Origin of the sequence: Streptomyces sp. NPDC018833, assembly GCF_044390825.1 — a bacterium.
Taxonomy (GTDB): domain Bacteria; phylum Actinomycetota; class Actinomycetes; order Streptomycetales; family Streptomycetaceae; genus Streptomyces.
Genome location: NZ_JBIRZM010000005.1, coordinates 84,275 through 102,691, shown reverse-complemented (window position 1 = coordinate 102,691; position 18,417 = coordinate 84,275). Strand labels below are relative to the sequence as shown.

The window sequence follows — 18,417 nt, the reverse complement described above, 5'->3', positions numbered from 1 at the left end:
CCGTCGTCCGGCATACGGACAGGTCTGGACTTGAAAAGCGGTACGGCGCGCCCCGGGCAGATGCCGGGAACGCGCCCTGACCAGCGGTGATGCGGGTGATCCGGTGGATCAGAAGGTGAGGCTCCAGGAGTCGATGTAGCCGGTGTCACCCGAGGCCACATCGCGGACCTGGAGCTTCCAGGTGCCGCCCGCGATCTCGCTGGAGGCGTCGACGGTGTACGTCGCGAGGACGTTGTCGGCGCTGTCCGAGCCGGCGGACGTCTTCAGGTTGCGCACCGTGCCGTCCGGGGCGATCAGGTCGATCACCAGGTCGCCGCGCCAGGTGTGCTTGATGTCCACGCCGACCTTGAGGGCGGCGGGGGCGTTGCCGGTGCGGTCGGTCACGGCGATCGACGATGTGACGGTCGAGTTGTCCGCAATCGTCACGTTGGTGGTGTTGCTGTAGGTCGCGCCGCCGGGGACGGTGCCCGAGACGGCGTCGACGGTCTTGGCCGCGTCCGCGATACCGGAGCCGCAGCCGCCCGTGCAGGTGCCGGGCAGCGGCCGGGCGTTGGCCTTGATGGCGGACTCGATGTCGGCCGGGGTCAGCGTGGGCTTGGCCGACTCCAGGAGCGCGGCGAGGCCGGCGATGTGCGGGGCGGCCATCGAGGTGCCCTGGTAGGGCTTGTAGTTCTCGGTGGACTGGACGGTGGTGCCCGAGTTGAGCGTCGAGAGGATGCCGTTCTCCGGGGTGGTCACCGTGCCGGGGGTGTCCGTGGCACGGCGGGTCTCGCCGCCGGGAGCGGAGACGTCGATGATGCTGCCGTAGTTCGAGTAGAACGAACGGTTGCCCTCGCGGCTGGTGGACGCCACGTTGATGATGTTGGCGCAGTTGGCGGGCGTGAATCCGGAGGCATTGGTGTTGCTGTTGCCCGCCGCCACGACCACGGTGGTGCCGCGGGACACGGCGCCGTTGATGGCGTTCTGGTACACGCTCGGGCAGCTGCTGCTCGCGCCGCCGAGGCTGAGGTTGATCACCTTCGCCGGGGTCGCGTTGACCGGGACGCCCGGCACGGAGCCGCCGGAGGCCCAGGTGATGGCGTCGGCGATGTCGGAGGAGGAACCACCGCACTTGCCGAGCACACGGACGGGCTGGATCTTCGCGCCGTACGCGATGCCCGCGACGCCCCTGCCGTTGTTCGTCGTCGCCGCGATGGTGCCCGCGACATGCGTGCCGTGCCAGGAGGAGTTGCTCGCCCTGGACCCGGTGCCGCATTCGCCGGCGGTGGCGTTCCAGTCGCCCTCGTCCTTGGCGTTGCTGTCGCGGCCGTTGCCGTCGCGTGCGTCGGCGGAGCTGGAGATGAAGTCGTAGCCGGAGACGACGTTGGAGGCGAGGTCCGTGTGGGCCGCGTAGCCGGTGTCGATGACCGCGACGGTGACGCCGCTGCCGGTGGCCTTGTCCCAGGCGCCGGGCACGTTCATGCCGCCGGTGGCCTCGAAGAGGTCCCACTGCTTGGCGTACTCGGTGTCGTCGGGGGTGACGGCCATTGCGTAGGCGCGGATGTCGGGCTCCACGGAGGCGACCGACGGATCGGCGCGGAAGGCGTCCATGACCTCGGCCACCGTCTTCTTGGACGCCTCGCCACCGAGGTCGACCAGGGCCGAACCGCCGGCGAGCCGGCGTTCGAAGGACAGGCTCTCGCCGGTCGCGGAGCCCTTGGCCGCGGCGTCGGAACGAGCCGCGGTGTTGGAAGTGGCCTCGGCGGCCTTGGACTTGTAGGTGACGATGACCTTCTCCACCGGCGCGGCCGGCGGGGTGGCCATGGTCTGCGACGCCGGGGCGGGCTTCGGCGCGGGGTCCGTGGGCGTTGCGGCAAACGCCACGGAAGTCGTCGCGGCAACGCCGGCGAGCGTGGCGCTCGCTGCCGCGACGGCTATGAGTCTCCGCCTGGAACCGTTCAAGGTGTTCCTCTCGAATGACGGTCTCTTCAGCGCGAGCGGGCGGCGCGGGAACCGCGGTGCGGTGTGGGGGTGCATTCCGCGGTTCCCCGGGCCGGGTTAGCCCGCGCGCCGCCGCCGGCACGACGGCCCCGGGTCGGGGCCGCACCGACAGGCCCCGATCTACATGCACCTGACAGGAGAGCGATGGGGCTCGCGAGTCAGGGGGGCGGGATCTGCCGGTGCGGCAGACAGTAGGAAAAGCTGAGGTGAACGCGATACGGGGAAAACCCTTGTCCCCCTCGTGCACCCCGAGGGTGGGGGAGGGGGACACGCCGACAGGGGTGGGGACTTACCGGGCCCTCGACCGGGGGACGACGTCGGTCCGGCCGGTTCCGCCCCCTACTGACGTCGCCGGCGGGACCGCCTGGATCCCCGGTGTACGTCGCTCGTGGGAGCGCCCGGATCCCGGTGTACGTCGCTGGTGGGACCGTCCGGATTCCGGTGTATGTCGCTGGTGGGGGGACCCGCCCGGAGCCGGGTGACGTCACTGGTGGGAGCTCAGATCCCGGTGTACGTCGCTGGTGGGGGCGCCCGGATTCCGGTGTATGTCGCTGGTGGGGGGACCCGCCCGGAGCCGGGTGACGTCACTGGTGGGAGCTCAGATCCCGGTGTACGTCGCTGGTGGGACCGTCCGGAGCCCGGTGACGTAGCCGGTGGGGAGACCCGCCCAGGGCCCGGTGACGTAGCCGGGCCGGGCGGGCGCCGAACCCGGACGGCACCGGGCTCGTCGACCCCGAAGCCGGCTCAGACTGCGCCGAGGTCGGAGCTCACCCAGCGCTGCGGCCGCATATGGATGACCGTCTGGTCGCCGTGGTTCTTCCAGGCGAACTCGACGTAGGCATCGACCTTGTCGGCCGGAAGGTAGCGCGCGGAGATCTCCACCAACTGCTCCCGTGTGGCGGGCACGGTGTCGATGACGGGGCCTTCGACCGAGACGTACCGGATCGTCGGCTCCACACGGTCGACCATGAGACTGAACCGCCCCGCCTGTGCGATCAGCTGCCCCTTGCGGGACTCGCGGCCGGTCATGATCCAGATGTCGCCGCCCGGCGCGTACTGATACCAGATGGGCACCGTGAGCGGCGCCCGTCCGCCGTCGTCGCCCGCATCGACCGCGAGTGCGGCGACATGGGGCTCGGCGAGGAACTGTTCACGCTCGTGACGGGAGAGGGCCACGGCACACTCACTCCTTCGGTAGGCACACTCGGAAGGCATCGGCTCCGGCGACGGAGCGCACATCGGCCCAACGCCCCGGCTGCGTATGTCATTCCGGCGCACACCGCGGCCGGCCGGTGAGCCGCGACGGCACCAGGGTGAGAGGCCCGTCCACCGCGGACGGGCCCGCCACTGGTGCGGTGACCGGTCAGACGATGTTCTCCGCGAGCTCCGCCTGCTCACGGGCGTTTCCGTACGCGGCCGGTGTGCTGTACGTGCGCCGGGCGACGAACCACCACACCGTGGCCAGCACCAGCACGGCCACCAGGGCGACCGAGGCGTAGTTCATCGAGTCGATCGTCACCGGGTTCGACTGCGGCAGACAGAACAGGACCGTCACACACGCCACCCACACCACGGCCACCCAGCCGATGGGCCTGCTCCAGCGGCCCAGACTCCACGGCCCCGGCCGGAAGCGGTCGCCCGCCCGCAGCCGCAGATAGACCGGGATCGCGTACGCCGGGGTGATGCCGATGACGTTGATCGCCGTGACCGCGCCGTACGCCGTCGCCGAATACAGTGACGGGAGCGCCAGCACGGCGGCGAAGCCCACGGACAGCCACACCGCGGGCACCGGAGTCTGCGTACGGCTGCTGACCCTGCGCCACAGTGCCGAGCCCGGCAGCGCGTTGTCCCGGCTGAACGCGAACACCATGCGGCTCGCCGCCGCCACCTCCGCGTTGCCGCAGAACAACTGCGCGACGATCACCACCAGCAGCAGCGCGGACGCGGCGCCGTCACCGAGCGCGTCGATCAGGATCTGTGCCGGGGGTACACCGGTCGCGGTCTCCTGGGTGCCCGTGTAGTCCTGGATGGCGAAGGTCAGCCCCGCCAGCAGCGCGAAACCGGCGATCCACGACACCCAGATGGAGCGGACTATGCCCTTGGCCGCGCTGACCGAGGCGTTCGACGTCTCCTCCGACAGATGGGCGGAGGCGTCGTAGCCGGAGAAGGTGTACTGGGCCAGCAGCAGACCGATAGCGGCCACATAGAGCGGGTTGTCCCAGCCGGTGTCGTTCACGAACTCGCCGAAGACGAACCCGGGCGACTGGTGGTCGGACGGGACGATCGCCAGCGCGCCGACGATCAGGGCCACACCGGCCAGATGCCACCACACACTGACGGAGTTGAGCAGACTCACCAGCCGCACACCGAACAGGTTCAGCGTGGCGTGCAGCAGCAGGATGCACAGGAAGATGAGCATCGTGGAGCCGGGCGTCGGCTCGAAACCCCACTGCAGGTTGAGGAAGGCGCCCGTGAACAGGGCGCAGCCGTAGTCGATGCCGGCGATGGCGCCCAGCAACCCCAGCAGGTTCAGCCAGCCCGTGTACCAGCCCCACTTGCGGCCGCCGAGCCGGTCGGCCATGTAGTACAGCGCGCCCGACGTCGGGTACGCGCTCGTCACCTCGGCCAGCGCCATGCCGACGCACAGCACGAAGAGACCGACGCCGGCCCAGCCCCACAGCATCACGGCTGGGCCGCCGGTACCCAGGCCGAAGCCGTAGAGCGTCATGCAGCCCGACAGGATCGAGATCACCGAGAAGCTGATCGCGAAGTTGCCGAAACCGCCCATGCGGCGGGCGAGGACCGGCTGGTAGCCGAGTTCCTTCAGCCGCTCCTCCTCGTCCCTTTGCGGGTCCTGGTCGGAGCGGGACCGCTTCGGCGGCGACAGCGGGGACTGCGGGGACGGCCGGGACGTGGACATCGTGGATACCTCCGGGGACAGGCGGTGCACGGTGGGGACGGGGAGGGCCTCGGGCCCGGCCCGGGCGGGCGAGCGGCGGCGAGCGGGACGTACCGGTGCCGCCCGCGCTCGGGCCGGGCTCATGGGCGGGAGCCCCGCCTCCTGGGCCGAAGTGCCCCTCGAGGGTGCGGCTCACGGACCGGAGCGTGCCTCACGGACCGGAGCGTGCCTCACGGGCCGCGGCCAGGCAGCGGGACCGGGCGCGCAGGAACACCTCCTTCGCCAGCGAGGTGTCCTGGGGATCGTGGGTGCGGTACGCCCAAGGCAGCGGCGTGTAGTACGGGCCGAGCGCTTCGAACACCGGGCCGGCGTCCGCGAACTGCTGCGCACCCCACAGCGCGTGTGCCAGGTGGCCGAGATCCAGCAGTGAACGGTGCTCCCGATCCGCGGCAGCGAACCAGCCGAGCGCCAGCCGCGCGTCACGCGCCGCGTCGTCGGTCACCCAGTGCAGGTCGAGAGCCTTCTCCTGGCCGTGCTCACGGCGGTAGCGCTCCACCCGCACGTACAACGGGAGAACCGTCACCGCGGACCCGGCCGGAGCCGAGGACACCGCCCACTGGACGAAGTTGACCGCCTCGGACAGGTGCCCGCCGGCCCGGCGGCCGTACACGAACTGCAGCATCCGGTGGTACGCCTCGCGATTGTGCGGATCGCGCTTGTGCGCCTGGGCCAGCAGGCCCCACGGCCCGGGGAACAGCATCGGGCCCGGCGGGGCCACGCGGTGCTCCTCGAGCCGCTGCCCCTCGTCCAGACGGGCCAGGGCCAGGAGGCACACCCAGGGCACCGGGTCCTCGGGCGCGGCGTGCGCCGCCGTACGGCACGCGTCCCAGCCCTGGTGCCACAACTCGTCGGTGCGGTGGTGTCCCTCGCGATGCGCCCGCAGAGCGCGCTCGACCACCACGCGGCAGTGCATCACGGCTGCGGCGGGACTCGCCGGCTCCTCCGCGCGCCAGGCCTGCACCGTGTCGGATCCGGCGGCCACCGCGGCCAGCACTTGGGTCCGCTGCGTCCACACCGCCCAGTCCACGGTGTCCGCAAGCAGGTTCCGCATCGCCAGCCATCGGCCGGTGCGCAGTTCCTCCAGCGCGGCGCGGAGCTCGCTGTCGTGTCCGGCCGGGTGGTACACGGGCCGTAACTCGCCCTGAGCCATCAGCCCGTCCTCCCGCGCGGGGAAGTGCGGGGCGCGCTCAGCACGACCGTGACGCCCCGGAGGCCGTCTTGATGTGGCAGGGCTCGGTCGGTGAACGGAAGGTCATGGGGCCTCTCGGGAGATAGGAGGTGAGGCGTGCCTGCCCCGCAGGTGGGCATCGGGCACACCGGCGGGCATCGGCGTCCGCCGGACGGCGCGGCCGCGGGATCGGCCGGCCGCCGTCGGGGAGGAACCGGACGCCCGGCAACACACCGGCCGTCCGTCGTGCGGGGGCGGACGTCCGGTGGTCGGCCGGACGCCGTCGGGCGGTGTCACGTCAGGCGGGGAAACGGCGCCGGTCCCCCTCCGCTTTCCGCGACGCGCCGATCTTACTCAACCATGCCGAGGCGGCAAGGAGTTGATGATGTATCAGGGCACAGGTCCGGCCGGGCCTTGACGGGGACGGCGGCCTGCACCACGCTCTTTCCACAGCGATCAAGGTTCCTTCGAGCGAAGAACGGGGTGGCCGTGACAGGCGCTGTGCTCGCCGTCGATCAGGGCACGTCCGGGACGAAGGCGCTGGTCGTCTGCCCGGAGCGGGGCGTCATCGGCAGCGGCTTCGCGTCGGTCGCGCCACGGTACGGCCCCGGCGGCCGTGTCGAGGTGGACCCCCGCGAACTGCTCTCCTCCGTCGTCGACGCCGGCCGCCAGGCGCTCGCCCGGGCCGGCGAACCGGTCATGGCCGTCGGCCTCGCCAACCAGGGCGAGACCGTCCTCGCCTGGGATCCCGCCGACGGCGAACCGCTCACCGACGCGATCGTCTGGCAGGACCGGCGCGCCGCCCCGCTCTGCACCGAACTGGCTTCCCATGCCGATGAGTTGCGGCAGCTGACCGGACTGCCCCTCGATCCGTACTTCGCCGCTCCGAAGATGGCTTGGATCCGCCGCGAGCTCACCCGCGACGGCGTGGTCACCACCAGCGACTCATGGCTGGTGCACCGGCTCACCGGAGCGTTCGTCACCGACGCCGCCACCGCGGGCCGCACCCAGCTCCTCGACCTCGACAGCACCGACTGGTCGCCGCGCGCCCTCGACATCTTCGGCCTCACCGGCGAACGGCTCCCCGAGGTCGTGGACGCCGACGGCCCGGTCGGGGTCACCACCGCGTTCGGCCCGAGGATCGCACTCACCGGCCTGCTCGTCGACCAGCAGGCCGCCCTCCTCGCCCAGAGCGTCACCGAACCGGGCACCGCCAAGTGCACCTTCGGCACCGGCGCGTTCCTGCTGGCGCAGACCGGACCGAGGCCCCGGCGCGCCACGACCGGCCTCGTCAGCTGTGTCGCCTGGCGGCTCGGCGGCAGCACCAGCTACTGCCTCGACGGCCAGGTGTACACGGCGGCGTCCGCCGTGCGCTGGCTCACCGACCTGGGTGTCATCTCCGGCGCGGCCGACCTCGACCCGGTCGGTTCCGCCGTCCCCGACAGCGGCGGCGTCACCTTCGTGCCCGCACTCGCCGGGCTGGCCGCGCCGTGGTGGCGCGGCGATCTGCGCGGCTCGGTCACCGGACTCGGCCTCGACACCGGTCCCGGGCACCTCGTGCGGGCACTGTGCGAGGGCATCGCCGCCCAGGTGTCCGGGCTCACGGACGCCGTGGCCGCCGACCTCGGCAGCCCTGTCACCTCGCTGCGGGTGGACGGCGGGCTCACCCGCTCCGCGCTGCTGATGCAGACCCAGGCCGACCTGCTGCAACGTCCCGTCGAGGTGTCGGCGTTGCCCGACGCGACCGCGCTCGGCGTCGCCGCTGTGGCCCGCCTCGGCGCCGATCCGGGACTGACACTGCGGCAGGCCGTTCCGGAGTGGGCGCCGTCCGCCGTGTACGAGCCGCGGATCGGCGCCGACGAGGCCGCCGAACGGCTCGCGGGCTTCCGCGCCGAGGTGGACGCTCTGCTCGCACGCTCGCCCGCGACGGCACCTGTCGCATGACGGTCACCACCCGCGGCGCACTGCCCGGCGACCTCCATGACGTGGCCGTCGTGGGCGCCGGGGTCGTCGGCACGGCCATCGCCCGTGAACTGGCCCGGTACGGGCTGCGTACCGCACTCGTGGACGCGAGCGACGACGTCGGCAACGGCACCTCCAAGGCCAACACCGCCATTCTCCACACCGGTTTCGACGCCGTCCCCGGTTCCCTCGAGGCCCGGCTCGTACGCGAGGGGCAGCACCGCCTGGCCGCCTACGCCGCCGAGAGCGGCATCCCCATCGAGCCCGTCGGCGCGCTCCTGGTCGCCTGGGACGGGGAGCAGCTCGCCGCCCTGCCCCGGCTCGCCGGCAAAGCCGTACGCAACGGCTGTCATGACACCCGCCTGTTGGACGCCGCCGCGACGTACCGCAGTGAACCTCGGCTCGGGCCCGGCGCGCTCGGCGCTCTGGAGGTCCCCGGCGAGTCGATCATCTGTCCCTGGACGACGACACTCGCCTACGCGACCCAGGCCGTACGCGCGGGAGTCGGGCTCCACCTCAACTGCCGGGTCCGGTCCGTCAGCGAAGGCGCGTACCACGAACTCTCCACCGGCCGCGGTCCGTTACGCGCCCGCTACCTCGTCAACGCGGCCGGGCTGCACGCCGACGAGCTGGACCGGCGGCTCGGCCACGACGACTTCACCGTCACCCCGCGCCGCGGCCAGCTGATCGTCTACGACAAGCTCGCCCGCACCCTCGTCCGCCACATCCTGCTGCCCGTGCCCACCGCATTCGGCAAGGGCGTCCTCGTCGCACCGACCGTGTACGGCAACGTCCTGCTCGGCCCCACCGCGGAGGACCTCGACGACAAGCGGGCGACGGGCTCCACGGCGCAGGGCCTCGACGTGCTGCGCGCGAAGGGCCGGCGCATCCTGCCGGACCTGGTCGACGAGGAGGTCACCGCCCTCTACGCCGGACTGCGCGCCGCCACCGAGCACGAGGACTACCGCATCCAGTCACGTCCCGGGCAGCGGTACGTCACCGTCGGCGGCATCCGCTCCACCGGCCTGACGGCCTCCATGGCCATCGCCGCATACGTCGTCGGACTGCTCCGCGACGCCGGACTCGACCTCGGGCCCGCGCGGCCCCTGGACCCCGTGCGCATGCCCAACATCGGGGAGGCGTCCCCCCGCCCGTACCAGCGGGCCGACCTGATCGCCGCCGACCCCGAATACGGCACGGTCGTGTGCCACTGCGAGCGCGTCACCCGCGGCGAGATCCGCGACGCCCTCGCCGCCACCGTCCCCCCGGCGTCACTCGACGGACTGCGGCGCCGCACCCGCGCCCGCGGCGGCCGCTGCCAGGGCTTCTTCTGCGGGGCGGCGGTCCGCGCCCTGTTCGACGCCCGCCGCACCCCCGACGCCGCGGGCGGAGCAGCCCGATGAGCCGCCGTGATCGGACCGTCGACGTCCTGGTCGTCGGCGCGGGCCCCGCCGGACTCGCCGCGGCCGCGCGGCTCGCCGCTCACGGCGCGGGCCGCGTCGAGGCCGTCGAGCGCGAGGAACATCCCGGAGGCGCCCCCCGCCACTGCCCCCACCGGGGCTTCGGCCCGCCCCACCGGCCGGTCGGTGGACCCTCCTACGCCTGTGACCTCGCCGACGCCGCGACAGCGGCCGGAGCCGTCCTGCGCACCTCCGCCACCGTCACGGACTGGGCAGGTCCGCGCACACTCGACCTCACGACGCCCACCGGGCTGGAACGCGTCACCGCGCGGGCCGTCGTCCTCGCCACCGGCGCCCGTGAACGTCCCCGCAGCGCCCGCCTGATCCCCGGCACCCGGCCCGAGGGCGTTCTCACCACTGGTGAACTCCAGCAGTCCGTGCACCGCTACCGGCGCCGCGTCGGCAGCCGCGCCGTCGTCGTCGGCGCCGACCCCGTCGCGCTGACCGCCGTCCGCACCCTGCGGGTGTCCGGCACCCAGGTCGTCGCGCTGGTCACCGACCGGGCGCACGGCCCGTTGCAGTCGCCGCGCCATCGCGTCCCGGTCCTCACCGGCACCACGGTGGCCGAGCTGACCGGCCACGGCCGGCTCACCGGCGTACGGCTCATCGGCCCGGACGGCGCCCTGCGGCTCGTCGCCTGCGACACGGTGGTCCTCACGGGCGACTGGATCCCCGACCACGAACTGGCCAGGCGCGGCGGCGTGCCGCTCGCCCCCGCCACCCGGGGCCCGGCCGTCGACACCGCCCTGCGCACCGCGCGGCCCGGCGTCTTCGCCGCCGGCAACCTGCTGCGCGGCGTCGAGTCCGCCGCCACGGCCGCCGCCGAGGGACGGCACGCCGCCACGGCCGTGCTGCGGTTCCTCGGAGGTGACAGACCCTGGCCCGACGCCGGCCCGCCCGTCCTGTGCGAGGCACCGCTGCTGCGGATCACCCCGAACCTCGTCACCGCCGCCGGTCCGCCGCCGCCGCACGACCGCTTCCTGGTGCGCACCGCCGAACGGCTGCCCCGCGCGGTCCTCGTCGTCGAACAGGACGGGCGGCTGCTGGACCGGCAGCCGCTGCCCGGCACCGCCGTGCCCGGCCGCGCCATCGGGCTGCGGGCGGGCTGGCTCGCCGAGGTGGACCGCGGCGGCGGCGCGGTGAAGGTCAGCGCCATGTCCGATTTCCGCCAGCCGTAGGGCCGGGGAGCCACTGATACTGGCCGTATGACCCTCGACGTCAGCGGGACCGGACATCCCGCGGAGCGCACCGATGACATCCGGATGGAGGACAGCAGGTACCAGGCGGTCAGCAGCCGTGACGCCCGCTTCGACGGTGTCTTCTTCTTCGCCGTCTCGACGACCGGCATCTACTGCCGCCCCAGCTGCCCTGCGGTCACGCCCAAACGCCGTAACGTGTCGTTCTTCCGCACCGCCGCTGCCGCCCAGCGCGCCGGATACCGGGCCTGCCGCCGCTGCCGCCCCGACGCCGTGCCCGGCTCCGCCGAGTGGAACGTCCGCGCGGATGTCGTCGGCCGCGCCATGCGGCTCATCGGCGACGGCGTCGTGGACCGCGAGGGCGTCGCCGGACTCGCCGCCCGGCTCGGCTACAGCGCCCGCCAGGTCCAGCGCCAGCTCAACGCCGAACTCGGCGCAGGCCCCATCGCTCTGGCCCGCGCACAGCGCGGTCACACCGCGCGTGTCCTGCTCCAGACGACCACGCTGCAGGCCGCGGAGATCGCGTTCGCGGCCGGGTTCGCGAGCGTGCGGCAGTTCAACGACACCATCCGCGAGATCTACGCCGCGACCCCGAGCGAACTGCGCTCCCGACGCCCCGGCCGGACTCTCGCGCCGGGCCGCGGGGCGGGCGTCCCGCTGCGGCTCGCCCACCGGGGCCCGTACGCCGCCGAGGACCTGTTCGACCACCTGGCCGACCGGGCGATCCCCGGTGTCGAGGAGGTCGTCGGCACGAACGGCTCCCGCACCTACCGGCGCACCCTGCGCCTGCCCGGCGGTCCCGCCGTCGCGGAGGTGTCCGAACGGCCGGGTCGGGGAGGCTGGCTGGAGTGCCGCCTGCACCTCGCCGACCCGCGCGACCTGACCACCGCGACGCAGCGCGTGCGCCGCGTGTTCGACCTGGACGCCGATCCGTACGCGGTCGGCGAACGCCTCGGCGCCGACCCGGTCCTCGCCCCGCTGGTCGCGGCCCGGCCCGGGCTGCGCGTCCCCGGCACACCGGACCCGCACGAAGCCGCGCTCCGTGCCGTCGCCGGCGGTTCCGCCGCGGGCCTGGTGGTGGCATACGGCGAGCGGCTGTGCGTCCCCAGCGGGGGACTGACCCATCTCTTCCCCCGCGCCGAGAGCCTCACCGAGGCGGGACCGCCCGCCTTGCGCGCCCTGGCCGGCGCCCTCGCCTCCGGCGTCCTCGCGCTCGATCCGGGCGCGGACCGCGAGGAGACCGAGCGCCGCCTGCTCGCCCTCCCCGGCATCGACGCCACGACCGCCGCCCGCATCCGCACCCATGCCCTCGGCGATCCGGACGTCCTGCTGCCGGACAGCCCGGCGGTCCCGCCCGGTGCCCACCCGGACCGCTGGCGCCCGTGGAGGTCGTACGCGATGCGGTACCTGGCGCTGCGCCGTCCCGCCCAGGCGGCCGCGGCCGCCGGACGCACCGAACGGGAGCCGTGCCCGAAGAGGTGAAGGAGCGTGCCGCGGCCCGGTGTTGAGCGCCGCCTGGCTCCGCCGTGGGCCCGGGGGCGGCAACCGGCCACGGCCGTGCTGTCACCCGTTCGGTTCAGCAACGCAGCGACCCGTGAGCTCGTCGGGCCCAGAGTGGATGACGTCGCCCATGTCGGTCGCCCCATCCCAGTCCCCATGTCATCCGCACCGGGAGCAGCCATGACCCCGTTCAACCGCCGTGACGCCGGACTCTTCGTCCTGCGCGTCGGCACCGGCGCCGTGCTCGCCGCCCACGGCACGCAGAAGCTCTTCGGCTGGTTCGGGGGAGGCGGCCTGGAGAGCACGACCAAGGGAATGGAGGCGATGGGCTTCCACCCGCCCAAGGGGAGCGCACTGGCCGCGGGTCTCGCCGAGACCGGCGGAGGCGTACTGCTGGCCCTCGGTCTCGCCACCCCGGCCGCCGGTGCCGCCGCGGCGGGGAACATGGCCGGAGCCGTCTCCGTGCACGCGCCGGCGGGCTTCTTCGCGCAGTCGGGCGGTTTCGAGTACCCGGCGTTCCTCGGATTCACCGCGGCGAGCATCGGTGTCGTGGGCCCCGGCCGCTACTCCCTCGACCATGTCACGGGCCACCGCTTCGACCGGCCGTGGACGGTCGCCGCCGCTTTCCTCGCCAGCGCACTCGCGGCGGCCGCCGTCGTCGGCAAGCGAGCCAAGGACCAGGCAGCGGCGGTGGCGGACCCGGACGCGGAGGACGAGGACCCCTACGACGAGTGACCCGCTGCGACGAGACCCCTTGCGACGAGACCCCCTGCGACGAGTGACCCGCTGCGGTGAACCTGGGACGAACGAACCGCCGCGCGCGGGCGGTTGCGGCCCGTCGGTCAGGAGAGGCTCGCCACGACGTCCCGTACCCGCGCGGCCAGCGCGTCGGGCAGCGGGGCGTAGTGGATCCCCGCCAGGTGGTTCTGCCCCTCCTCGCTCGCGGTGTACGTGAGGAAGGACTTCAGGGCGGGGAGCACCTCGGCCGGCGTGCCCTTGTCGCACATGACCTCGTAGGTGACCTGGACGATCGGGTACGCCCCGGGTGCCCTGGTCGCGTAGTCGAACTCCACCGTCAGGTCCTTGACGCCTCCGCCACCCACCGCCGCGGCGGCGATACCGGCCGACGCCGCCTTCGCCGAGACGGCGACGGGCTCCGGCGCACCGGTGTCCAGCCGGACCGTGGCGATCTTCTCCGCCGCCGCGGAGGACAGCTCGAAGTACCCGATCGCGCCGTCCGTGCCGTACACGTGCGCAGCCACCCCGTCGGAGCCCGCCGCCGAGTGACCCCCCTTCGCCTGCCACGCCTTCTCCGCCTCGTAAGGCCACTGCTCGGGCGCCGCCGCGCCGAGATAGGCGTTGAAGTTCTGCGTCGTTCCCGATCCGTCGGAACGGTGCACGGCGCTGATCGGGGTCGAGGGCAGTTCGGCCCCGGGGTTCAGGCGGCGGATCGCGGGGGCGTCCCAGGTGGTGATCTCCGAGTCGAAGATCTTGGCGAGCGTCGGCGCGTCGAGGACCAGGTCGTCGACACCGTCGAGGTTGTACCCGATGGCGATGGGCCCGCCGACCATGGGCAGGTCTATGGCCCGGCTGCCCGGGCAGGACCGGCGCGAGGCCTCGACCTCGTCCGGCTTCAGCGCGCTGTCCGTGCCGGCGAGCACCGTGGCCCCGCGCAGGAACTGGGCGACGCCCCCGCCCGAGCCGATGGCCACGTAGCGGATCTGCACACCGGGGCACGCCTGCTGGTACTCACGCATCCAGTGCTTCATCGCGTTCTGCTGCGCCGTGGAGCCCGACGCCGCCAGCTGTCCCTTTCGGGCGCAGACGATGGTGCTCGGTGCCTTGTCGGCGGCCCGGTCGGTGTCACCGGTGGCGTCGGCACCGCACGCGGACAACGACGCGATGGCGGCCAAGGCCGCGACTGCCGCGCCGAGTTGACGTAGCCGGTTGATCCGTCGCTGCGGCACCCGCGTTCCCTCCCCTGAGTCGGAGACACCGATGCTGTCCGACGCCGATGCTCCTTTGGTGACGTGAAGGCGAACAATGGACATCACCCAGGTGTTGATCACTCTCCAGGCCGGCGTGGAGGGGATTGCTCGGCCGGCCGCCGGGTGATGCGGACCGCGGCCGGCGCGGCGACCCGTAGGTGTGCGAAGTACGCCTGTGCGGGCGGATGCACAAGCCGCGCAGCGTCCGGCGCCGGTCGCCGGAAGGCACGAAGCACCCTCCGGCCCGGCCACTTGGCGGCCTGATCGTCCCCGACCGCGTCTCCAGCACCGTCGCTCCGGCACCGTCGACCCGTCCGCGCTCGCCTCGCTGCGCGCCGAGGCCACCTGCGCACGGCGCGGGCGAAGGCCCGGCAGGACGGCCTCCTTGTCGGGGGAGGCCGGGTCCGCCACGATGCCGGGCCTTCGCGCCGCCGTAGAAGAGGTCGACGCTCGCCCACTTCCATGTCATGACGCGGGCCAGGCGGGCGGCCTCCCGGACGGAGACGTCGGGGCCATGCGCGTGCCGCCCTTGCCGACACCGCGGGCGGTGTTGTCGATGACCAGAACGCCCTTCATTCCGGTGCGTCGATGGGAGACGGCGACGATCTTCTCGGGACCCTGGTCGTCGACGAGGGAGAGTGCTCGGTCAGGTAGTCCGCGCGGGCCAGCTCCAGGCCCAGCACCTTGGTGCGGTGGTCGGGGACGTCCACGAAGACGGGCGGCTCGCAGCCGGCCCGGACCGTGGTGGGCAGCCTTGTTGGCGACGTGGACGATGATCAGGCCGGAACCCGACCTGCTGGCCATTCCGATGGCATGGGCGAGCGCCCTCTCGCTGGAGGTCGACCCGTCGAATCCGACGACGACTCCGTGCCGGAAGGCGGGATTGCAGGAACGGCATGTCAGTGGGCGGCAGGAACTCGCGAGTTCGACGGGTGAAACGCCGTCGCGGAGGTCACCGGCCTCCGCGACTTCCGTCATCAAGCGCGGACCAGCTCGACGAGCCTTCCGTGCGGGCTGCGACCGCGCCGGCCGCTCAGACGCCTACGGCCGCGGGCGACTTCTCCGGCTCGGTGGGCGGGCCGTGGCCGATGACCTTCCGGATCCCGTCCACGGTGTCGCTCATGCGGTCTTCTCCGGCGCGATCTCCTCGACCAGGCCCTCGACCAGCTTCTTGATCTCGTCGCGGATGGGGCGGACGGCCTCGACGCCCTGGCCGGCCGGGTCCTCCAGCTGCCAGTCGAGGTAACGCTTTCCGGGGAAGACGGGGCAGGTGTCGCCGCAGCCCATCGTGATGCAGACGTCCGACTCCTTGACCGCGTCGACGGTGAGGATCTTCGGCGTCTCGGCGGAGATGTCGATGCCGACCTCGCGCATCGCCTCGACGGCTGCGGGGTTCACGGCGTCGGCGGGCGCGGAACCGGCCGAGCGGACCTCGACGCGATCTCCGGCCAGGTGAGTCAGCCACGCGGCGGCCATCTGCGAGCGGCCTGCGTTGTGGACACAGACGAACAGCACGGAGGGCTTCTCGGACATCAGGGGTCTGCCTTGTCTCACGAGGAAATCAGGTGCGCGTGATGTCAGCACCTGGTGGTGTCAGCTTCCACTGATGTGACAGTATCAGCCCATGATGACGTCAGTCGACACTGAACTGGTCCGGGTTCTCGCCGACCCGCTCAGGCTCCGGATCGTGACCCTGCTCGCGCGCGAGACCCTGTGCACCACTCACCTGGTGGAGGAGACCGGTGCCAGGCAGACCAACCTCTCCAACCACCTGAGAGTGCTGCGTGAGGCCGGAGTGGTGGAGACCGAGCCGTGCGGCCGCTTCACCTACTACAAGCTGCGTCCGGACGTCATCGCCTCGCTCGCCGGCCAGTTCGCCGAGCTGGCCGAGTCCGCCCGTACCGCTGCCGACAACAAGAGGGCCTGTCCGTGACCCGCACCGAAGCACCCGCGACCACTGAGGATCAGTCGGTCGTCGCGAAGCTGTCGACGCTCGACCGCTTCCTCGCCGTCTGGATCCTGATCGCCATGGGCCTCGGCCTCGGGCTCGGCCGGTTGATCCCCGGCCTCGACGACGCCCTGGCGAAGGTCGAGATCGGCGGCATCTCGCTCCCGATCGCCGTCGGCCTGCTGATCATGATGTACCCGGTCCTGGCCAAGGTCCGCTACGACAAGCTCGACGCCGTCACCGGCGACCGCAAGCTGATGATCTCCTCGCTGGTCATCAACTGGGTCCTCGGCCCCGCGGTGATGTTCGCCCTCGCGTGGATCTTCCTCCCGGACCTGCCCGAGTACCGCACCGGCCTGATCATCGTCGGCCTCGCGCGCTGCATCGCCATGGTCATCATCTGGAACGACCTGGCCTGCGGAGACCGGGAGGCCGCCGCCGTCCTCGTCGCGCTGAACTCCGTCTTCCAGGTCCTCGCCTTCGGTCTCCTGGGCTGGTTCTACCTGGACCTGCTCCCCGGCTGGCTCGGCCTCGGCGACGGCGAATCACTGGACATCTCCATGTGGAAGATCGCGCTGAACGTCGTCATCTTCCTCGGCATCCCGCTCCTCGCCGGGTTCCTGACCCGCCGTATCGGCGAGAAGAGGCTCGGCCGCGAGTCCTACGAGAACACCTTCCTGCCCAGGATCGGCCCATGGGCGCTGTACGGACTGCTCTTCACGATCGTCATCCTCTTCGCCCTCCAGGGGAAGACCATCACCTCCCAGCCCCTCGACGTGGCCCGGATCGCCCTGCCGCTGCTGGTGTACTTCGCGGTGATGTGGTTCGGCACGTTCGCCCTCGGCAAGATGATCGGCCTCGCCTACGACCGCACCGCGACCCTGGCCTTCACGGCCGCGGGCAACAACTTCGAGCTGGCCATCGCGGTCGCCATCGCCACCTTCGGCGTCACCTCCGGCCAGGCCCTGTCCGGTGTCGTCGGCCCGCTGATCGAGGTCCCCGTCCTGGTCGCGCTGGTGTACGTGTCGCTGGCCTGGCGCAACAAGTTCGCGGCAGCGATGCGGTGACGCAGCACGCCGATGTGGTGGTCGTCGGCGGTGGCCAGTCAGGGCTCGCCGCCGGCTACCACCTGCGCCGCCTCGGCGTCGACTTCGTCGTCCTCGACGAGCAGTCCACGCCGGGCGGCGCCTGGCAGCACACCTGGGACTCCCTGCGCCTGTTCTCCCCGGCCGCCTACTCCTCGCTGCCCGGCCGCCTCATGCCGCCGCAGCCCGGCGAGACCTACCCCGACGCACAGCACGTCGTCGACTACCTCGCCGACTACGAGAAGCGGTACGAACTCCCGGTGCAGCGCGGTGTGCGGGTCCAAGGCGTCCACCGTCACGGCCGGTTCCTGCGCGTCGAGACCGACACCGGCACCTGGCACGCACGGGCGGTCATCAGTGCCACGGGAAGCTGGACGCGCCCCTTCCTGCCCGCCGTCCCCGGCAGTGCGGACTTCCGGGGCCGCCAACTGCACACCGTCGCCTACCGCTGCCCGCGCGACTTCGCGGGTCTGGGGGTCCCCCAGGACGAAGCCCCAGGGGGAGGGTGATCGTGGTCGGCGGGGGCAACTCCGGTGCACAGATCGCGGCCGATCTCGCCCTTGCCGGGGTGGAGTCGACGTGGGTGACCCGGCGTGAACCGCGGTTCCTGGCCGACGACATCGACGGACGCGTCCTCTTCGACGTCGCCACCGCCCGCCGCCGCGCCCTGGACGAAGGCCGCACCGACACCGGCGGCGTCGCCTCGCTCGGCGACATCGTCGCCGTCCCGTCCGTACGCGCGGCACGCGACGCCGGACTCCTCACCGCGCGGCCGATGTTCACCCACCTGACCCCGACCGGCGTCGTGTGGGCCGACGGCAGCCGCGCCCAGGCGGACGCGATCATCTGGTGCACCGGCTTCCGCCCCGCCCTGTCCCACCTCGCGCCCCTCGGACTGCGGGGCACGCGCGGGCACATCCCGACCACCGGTACCCAGGCCATCGGCGAACCGCGCCTGCACCTGCTGGGCTACGGAGACTGGACCGGACCCGCCTCTGCCACCCTGATCGCCGTCGGCCGCACCGCACGGGACGCGGCACGGCAGCTCGCCGTACTCCTGGCCGACGCAATCGTCTGATTCAGGACAGCGTTCCACGACGCGCCCGACCCGGGCGGCCACCGCCTCCGGCAACGCTTGAAGCGGCCGAGAGCGACGCCATCGAGAGCCGCT

Annotated in this window: 13 protein-coding genes and 3 pseudogenes; 8 read left to right on the top strand and 8 right to left on the bottom strand. The window is 72.6% G+C overall.

What is annotated here, in order from left to right; all coding sequences use genetic code 11:
- Nucleotides 1-108: 108 nt before the first annotated feature.
- The 4 genes from ACH5AF_RS12470 to ACH5AF_RS12455 all read right to left on the bottom strand — a co-directional run bounded on the left by ACH5AF_RS12470 (nucleotide 109) and on the right by ACH5AF_RS12455 (nucleotide 6,089).
- On the bottom strand, nucleotides 109-1,803 hold the full coding sequence (locus tag ACH5AF_RS12470) for a S8 family peptidase (RefSeq protein WP_398901899.1): 1,695 nt from the start codon (nucleotides 1,801-1,803) through the stop codon (nucleotides 109-111).
- Between the two features lie 921 nt (nucleotides 1,804-2,724).
- Complete coding sequence (locus tag ACH5AF_RS12465; RefSeq protein WP_398901557.1) at nucleotides 2,725-3,156, bottom strand: pyridoxamine 5'-phosphate oxidase family protein; 432 nt, start codon at nucleotides 3,154-3,156, stop codon at nucleotides 2,725-2,727.
- 187 nt (nucleotides 3,157-3,343) lie between these two features.
- A complete protein-coding gene (locus tag ACH5AF_RS12460) occupies nucleotides 3,344-4,900 on the bottom strand; it encodes an amino acid permease (protein WP_398901555.1) in 1,557 nt (518 codons plus the stop codon).
- 190 nt (nucleotides 4,901-5,090) lie between these two features.
- Nucleotides 5,091-6,089, bottom strand: coding sequence for a hypothetical protein (locus ACH5AF_RS12455; protein ID WP_398901554.1), 999 nt, complete (start codon nucleotides 6,087-6,089; stop codon nucleotides 5,091-5,093).
- 507 nt (nucleotides 6,090-6,596) lie between these two features.
- On the opposite strand from ACH5AF_RS12455, the gene ACH5AF_RS12450 reads away from it, so the two are divergent.
- From ACH5AF_RS12450 to ACH5AF_RS12430, 5 genes are all read left to right on the top strand, one after another.
- Nucleotides 6,597-8,051 carry an FGGY family carbohydrate kinase gene (locus ACH5AF_RS12450; protein ID WP_398901553.1) on the top strand — a complete coding sequence of 485 codons (1,455 nt, stop codon included), beginning with the start codon at nucleotides 6,597-6,599 and terminating at the stop codon, nucleotides 8,049-8,051.
- Nucleotides 8,048-9,472, top strand: a complete 1,425-nt coding sequence (locus ACH5AF_RS12445) for an FAD-dependent oxidoreductase (protein WP_398901551.1) — start codon at nucleotides 8,048-8,050, stop codon at nucleotides 9,470-9,472. Before ACH5AF_RS12450 ends, ACH5AF_RS12445 begins: the two co-directional genes overlap by 4 nt.
- A complete protein-coding gene (locus ACH5AF_RS12440) occupies nucleotides 9,469-10,707 on the top strand; it encodes an NAD(P)/FAD-dependent oxidoreductase (RefSeq protein WP_398901550.1) in 1,239 nt (412 codons plus the stop codon). The genes ACH5AF_RS12445 and ACH5AF_RS12440 overlap by 4 nt, the downstream gene beginning before the upstream one ends.
- Nucleotides 10,708-10,734: 27 nt before the next feature.
- Nucleotides 10,735-12,207 (top strand): bifunctional transcriptional activator/DNA repair enzyme AdaA, encoded by a 1,473-nt coding sequence (locus ACH5AF_RS12435; protein ID WP_398901549.1) that lies wholly within the window; start codon nucleotides 10,735-10,737, stop codon nucleotides 12,205-12,207.
- Between the two features lie 198 nt (nucleotides 12,208-12,405).
- Nucleotides 12,406-12,960 (top strand): DoxX family protein, encoded by a 555-nt coding sequence (locus ACH5AF_RS12430; RefSeq protein WP_398901548.1) that lies wholly within the window; start codon nucleotides 12,406-12,408, stop codon nucleotides 12,958-12,960.
- 107 nt (nucleotides 12,961-13,067) lie between these two features.
- On the opposite strand, the gene pstS is transcribed toward ACH5AF_RS12430, so the two are convergent.
- The 4 genes and pseudogenes from pstS to ACH5AF_RS12410 form a co-directional block, all read right to left on the bottom strand.
- Nucleotides 13,068-14,192: a phosphate ABC transporter substrate-binding protein PstS gene (gene pstS, locus ACH5AF_RS12425; RefSeq protein WP_398901547.1), complete on the bottom strand. Its 1,125-nt coding sequence runs from the start codon at nucleotides 14,190-14,192 to the stop codon at nucleotides 13,068-13,070.
- Between the two features lie 371 nt (nucleotides 14,193-14,563).
- A pseudogene (locus ACH5AF_RS12420) lies at nucleotides 14,564-14,819 on the bottom strand (Glu/Leu/Phe/Val dehydrogenase dimerization domain-containing protein); the annotation flags it as partial.
- A 35-nt stretch (nucleotides 14,820-14,854) separates the two neighbouring features.
- Nucleotides 14,855-15,116: pseudogene (locus tag ACH5AF_RS12415) on the bottom strand (universal stress protein); the annotation flags it as partial.
- A gap of 216 nt (nucleotides 15,117-15,332) precedes the next feature.
- Nucleotides 15,333-15,746, bottom strand: coding sequence for an arsenate reductase ArsC (locus ACH5AF_RS12410; protein WP_398901546.1), 414 nt, complete (start codon nucleotides 15,744-15,746; stop codon nucleotides 15,333-15,335).
- Between the two features lie 91 nt (nucleotides 15,747-15,837).
- Here ACH5AF_RS12410 and ACH5AF_RS12405 point away from each other — a divergent pair, with 91 nt between their 5' ends.
- The 3 genes and pseudogenes from ACH5AF_RS12405 (at nucleotide 15,838) to ACH5AF_RS12395 (ending at nucleotide 18,324) form a co-directional block, all read left to right on the top strand.
- The gene (locus ACH5AF_RS12405; protein ID WP_398901545.1) at nucleotides 15,838-16,146 is read left to right on the top strand and encodes an ArsR/SmtB family transcription factor; all 309 of its coding nucleotides are present in this window, start codon (nucleotides 15,838-15,840) and stop codon (nucleotides 16,144-16,146) included.
- On the top strand, nucleotides 16,143-17,228 hold the full coding sequence (gene arsB / locus ACH5AF_RS12400; protein WP_398901543.1) for an ACR3 family arsenite efflux transporter: 1,086 nt from the start codon (nucleotides 16,143-16,145) through the stop codon (nucleotides 17,226-17,228). The genes ACH5AF_RS12405 and arsB overlap by 4 nt, the downstream gene beginning before the upstream one ends.
- Nucleotides 17,225-18,324, top strand: a pseudogene (locus tag ACH5AF_RS12395) (ArsO family NAD(P)H-dependent flavin-containing monooxygenase). Before arsB ends, ACH5AF_RS12395 begins: the two are co-directional and overlap by 4 nt.
- Nucleotides 18,325-18,417: the final 93 nt, after the last annotated feature.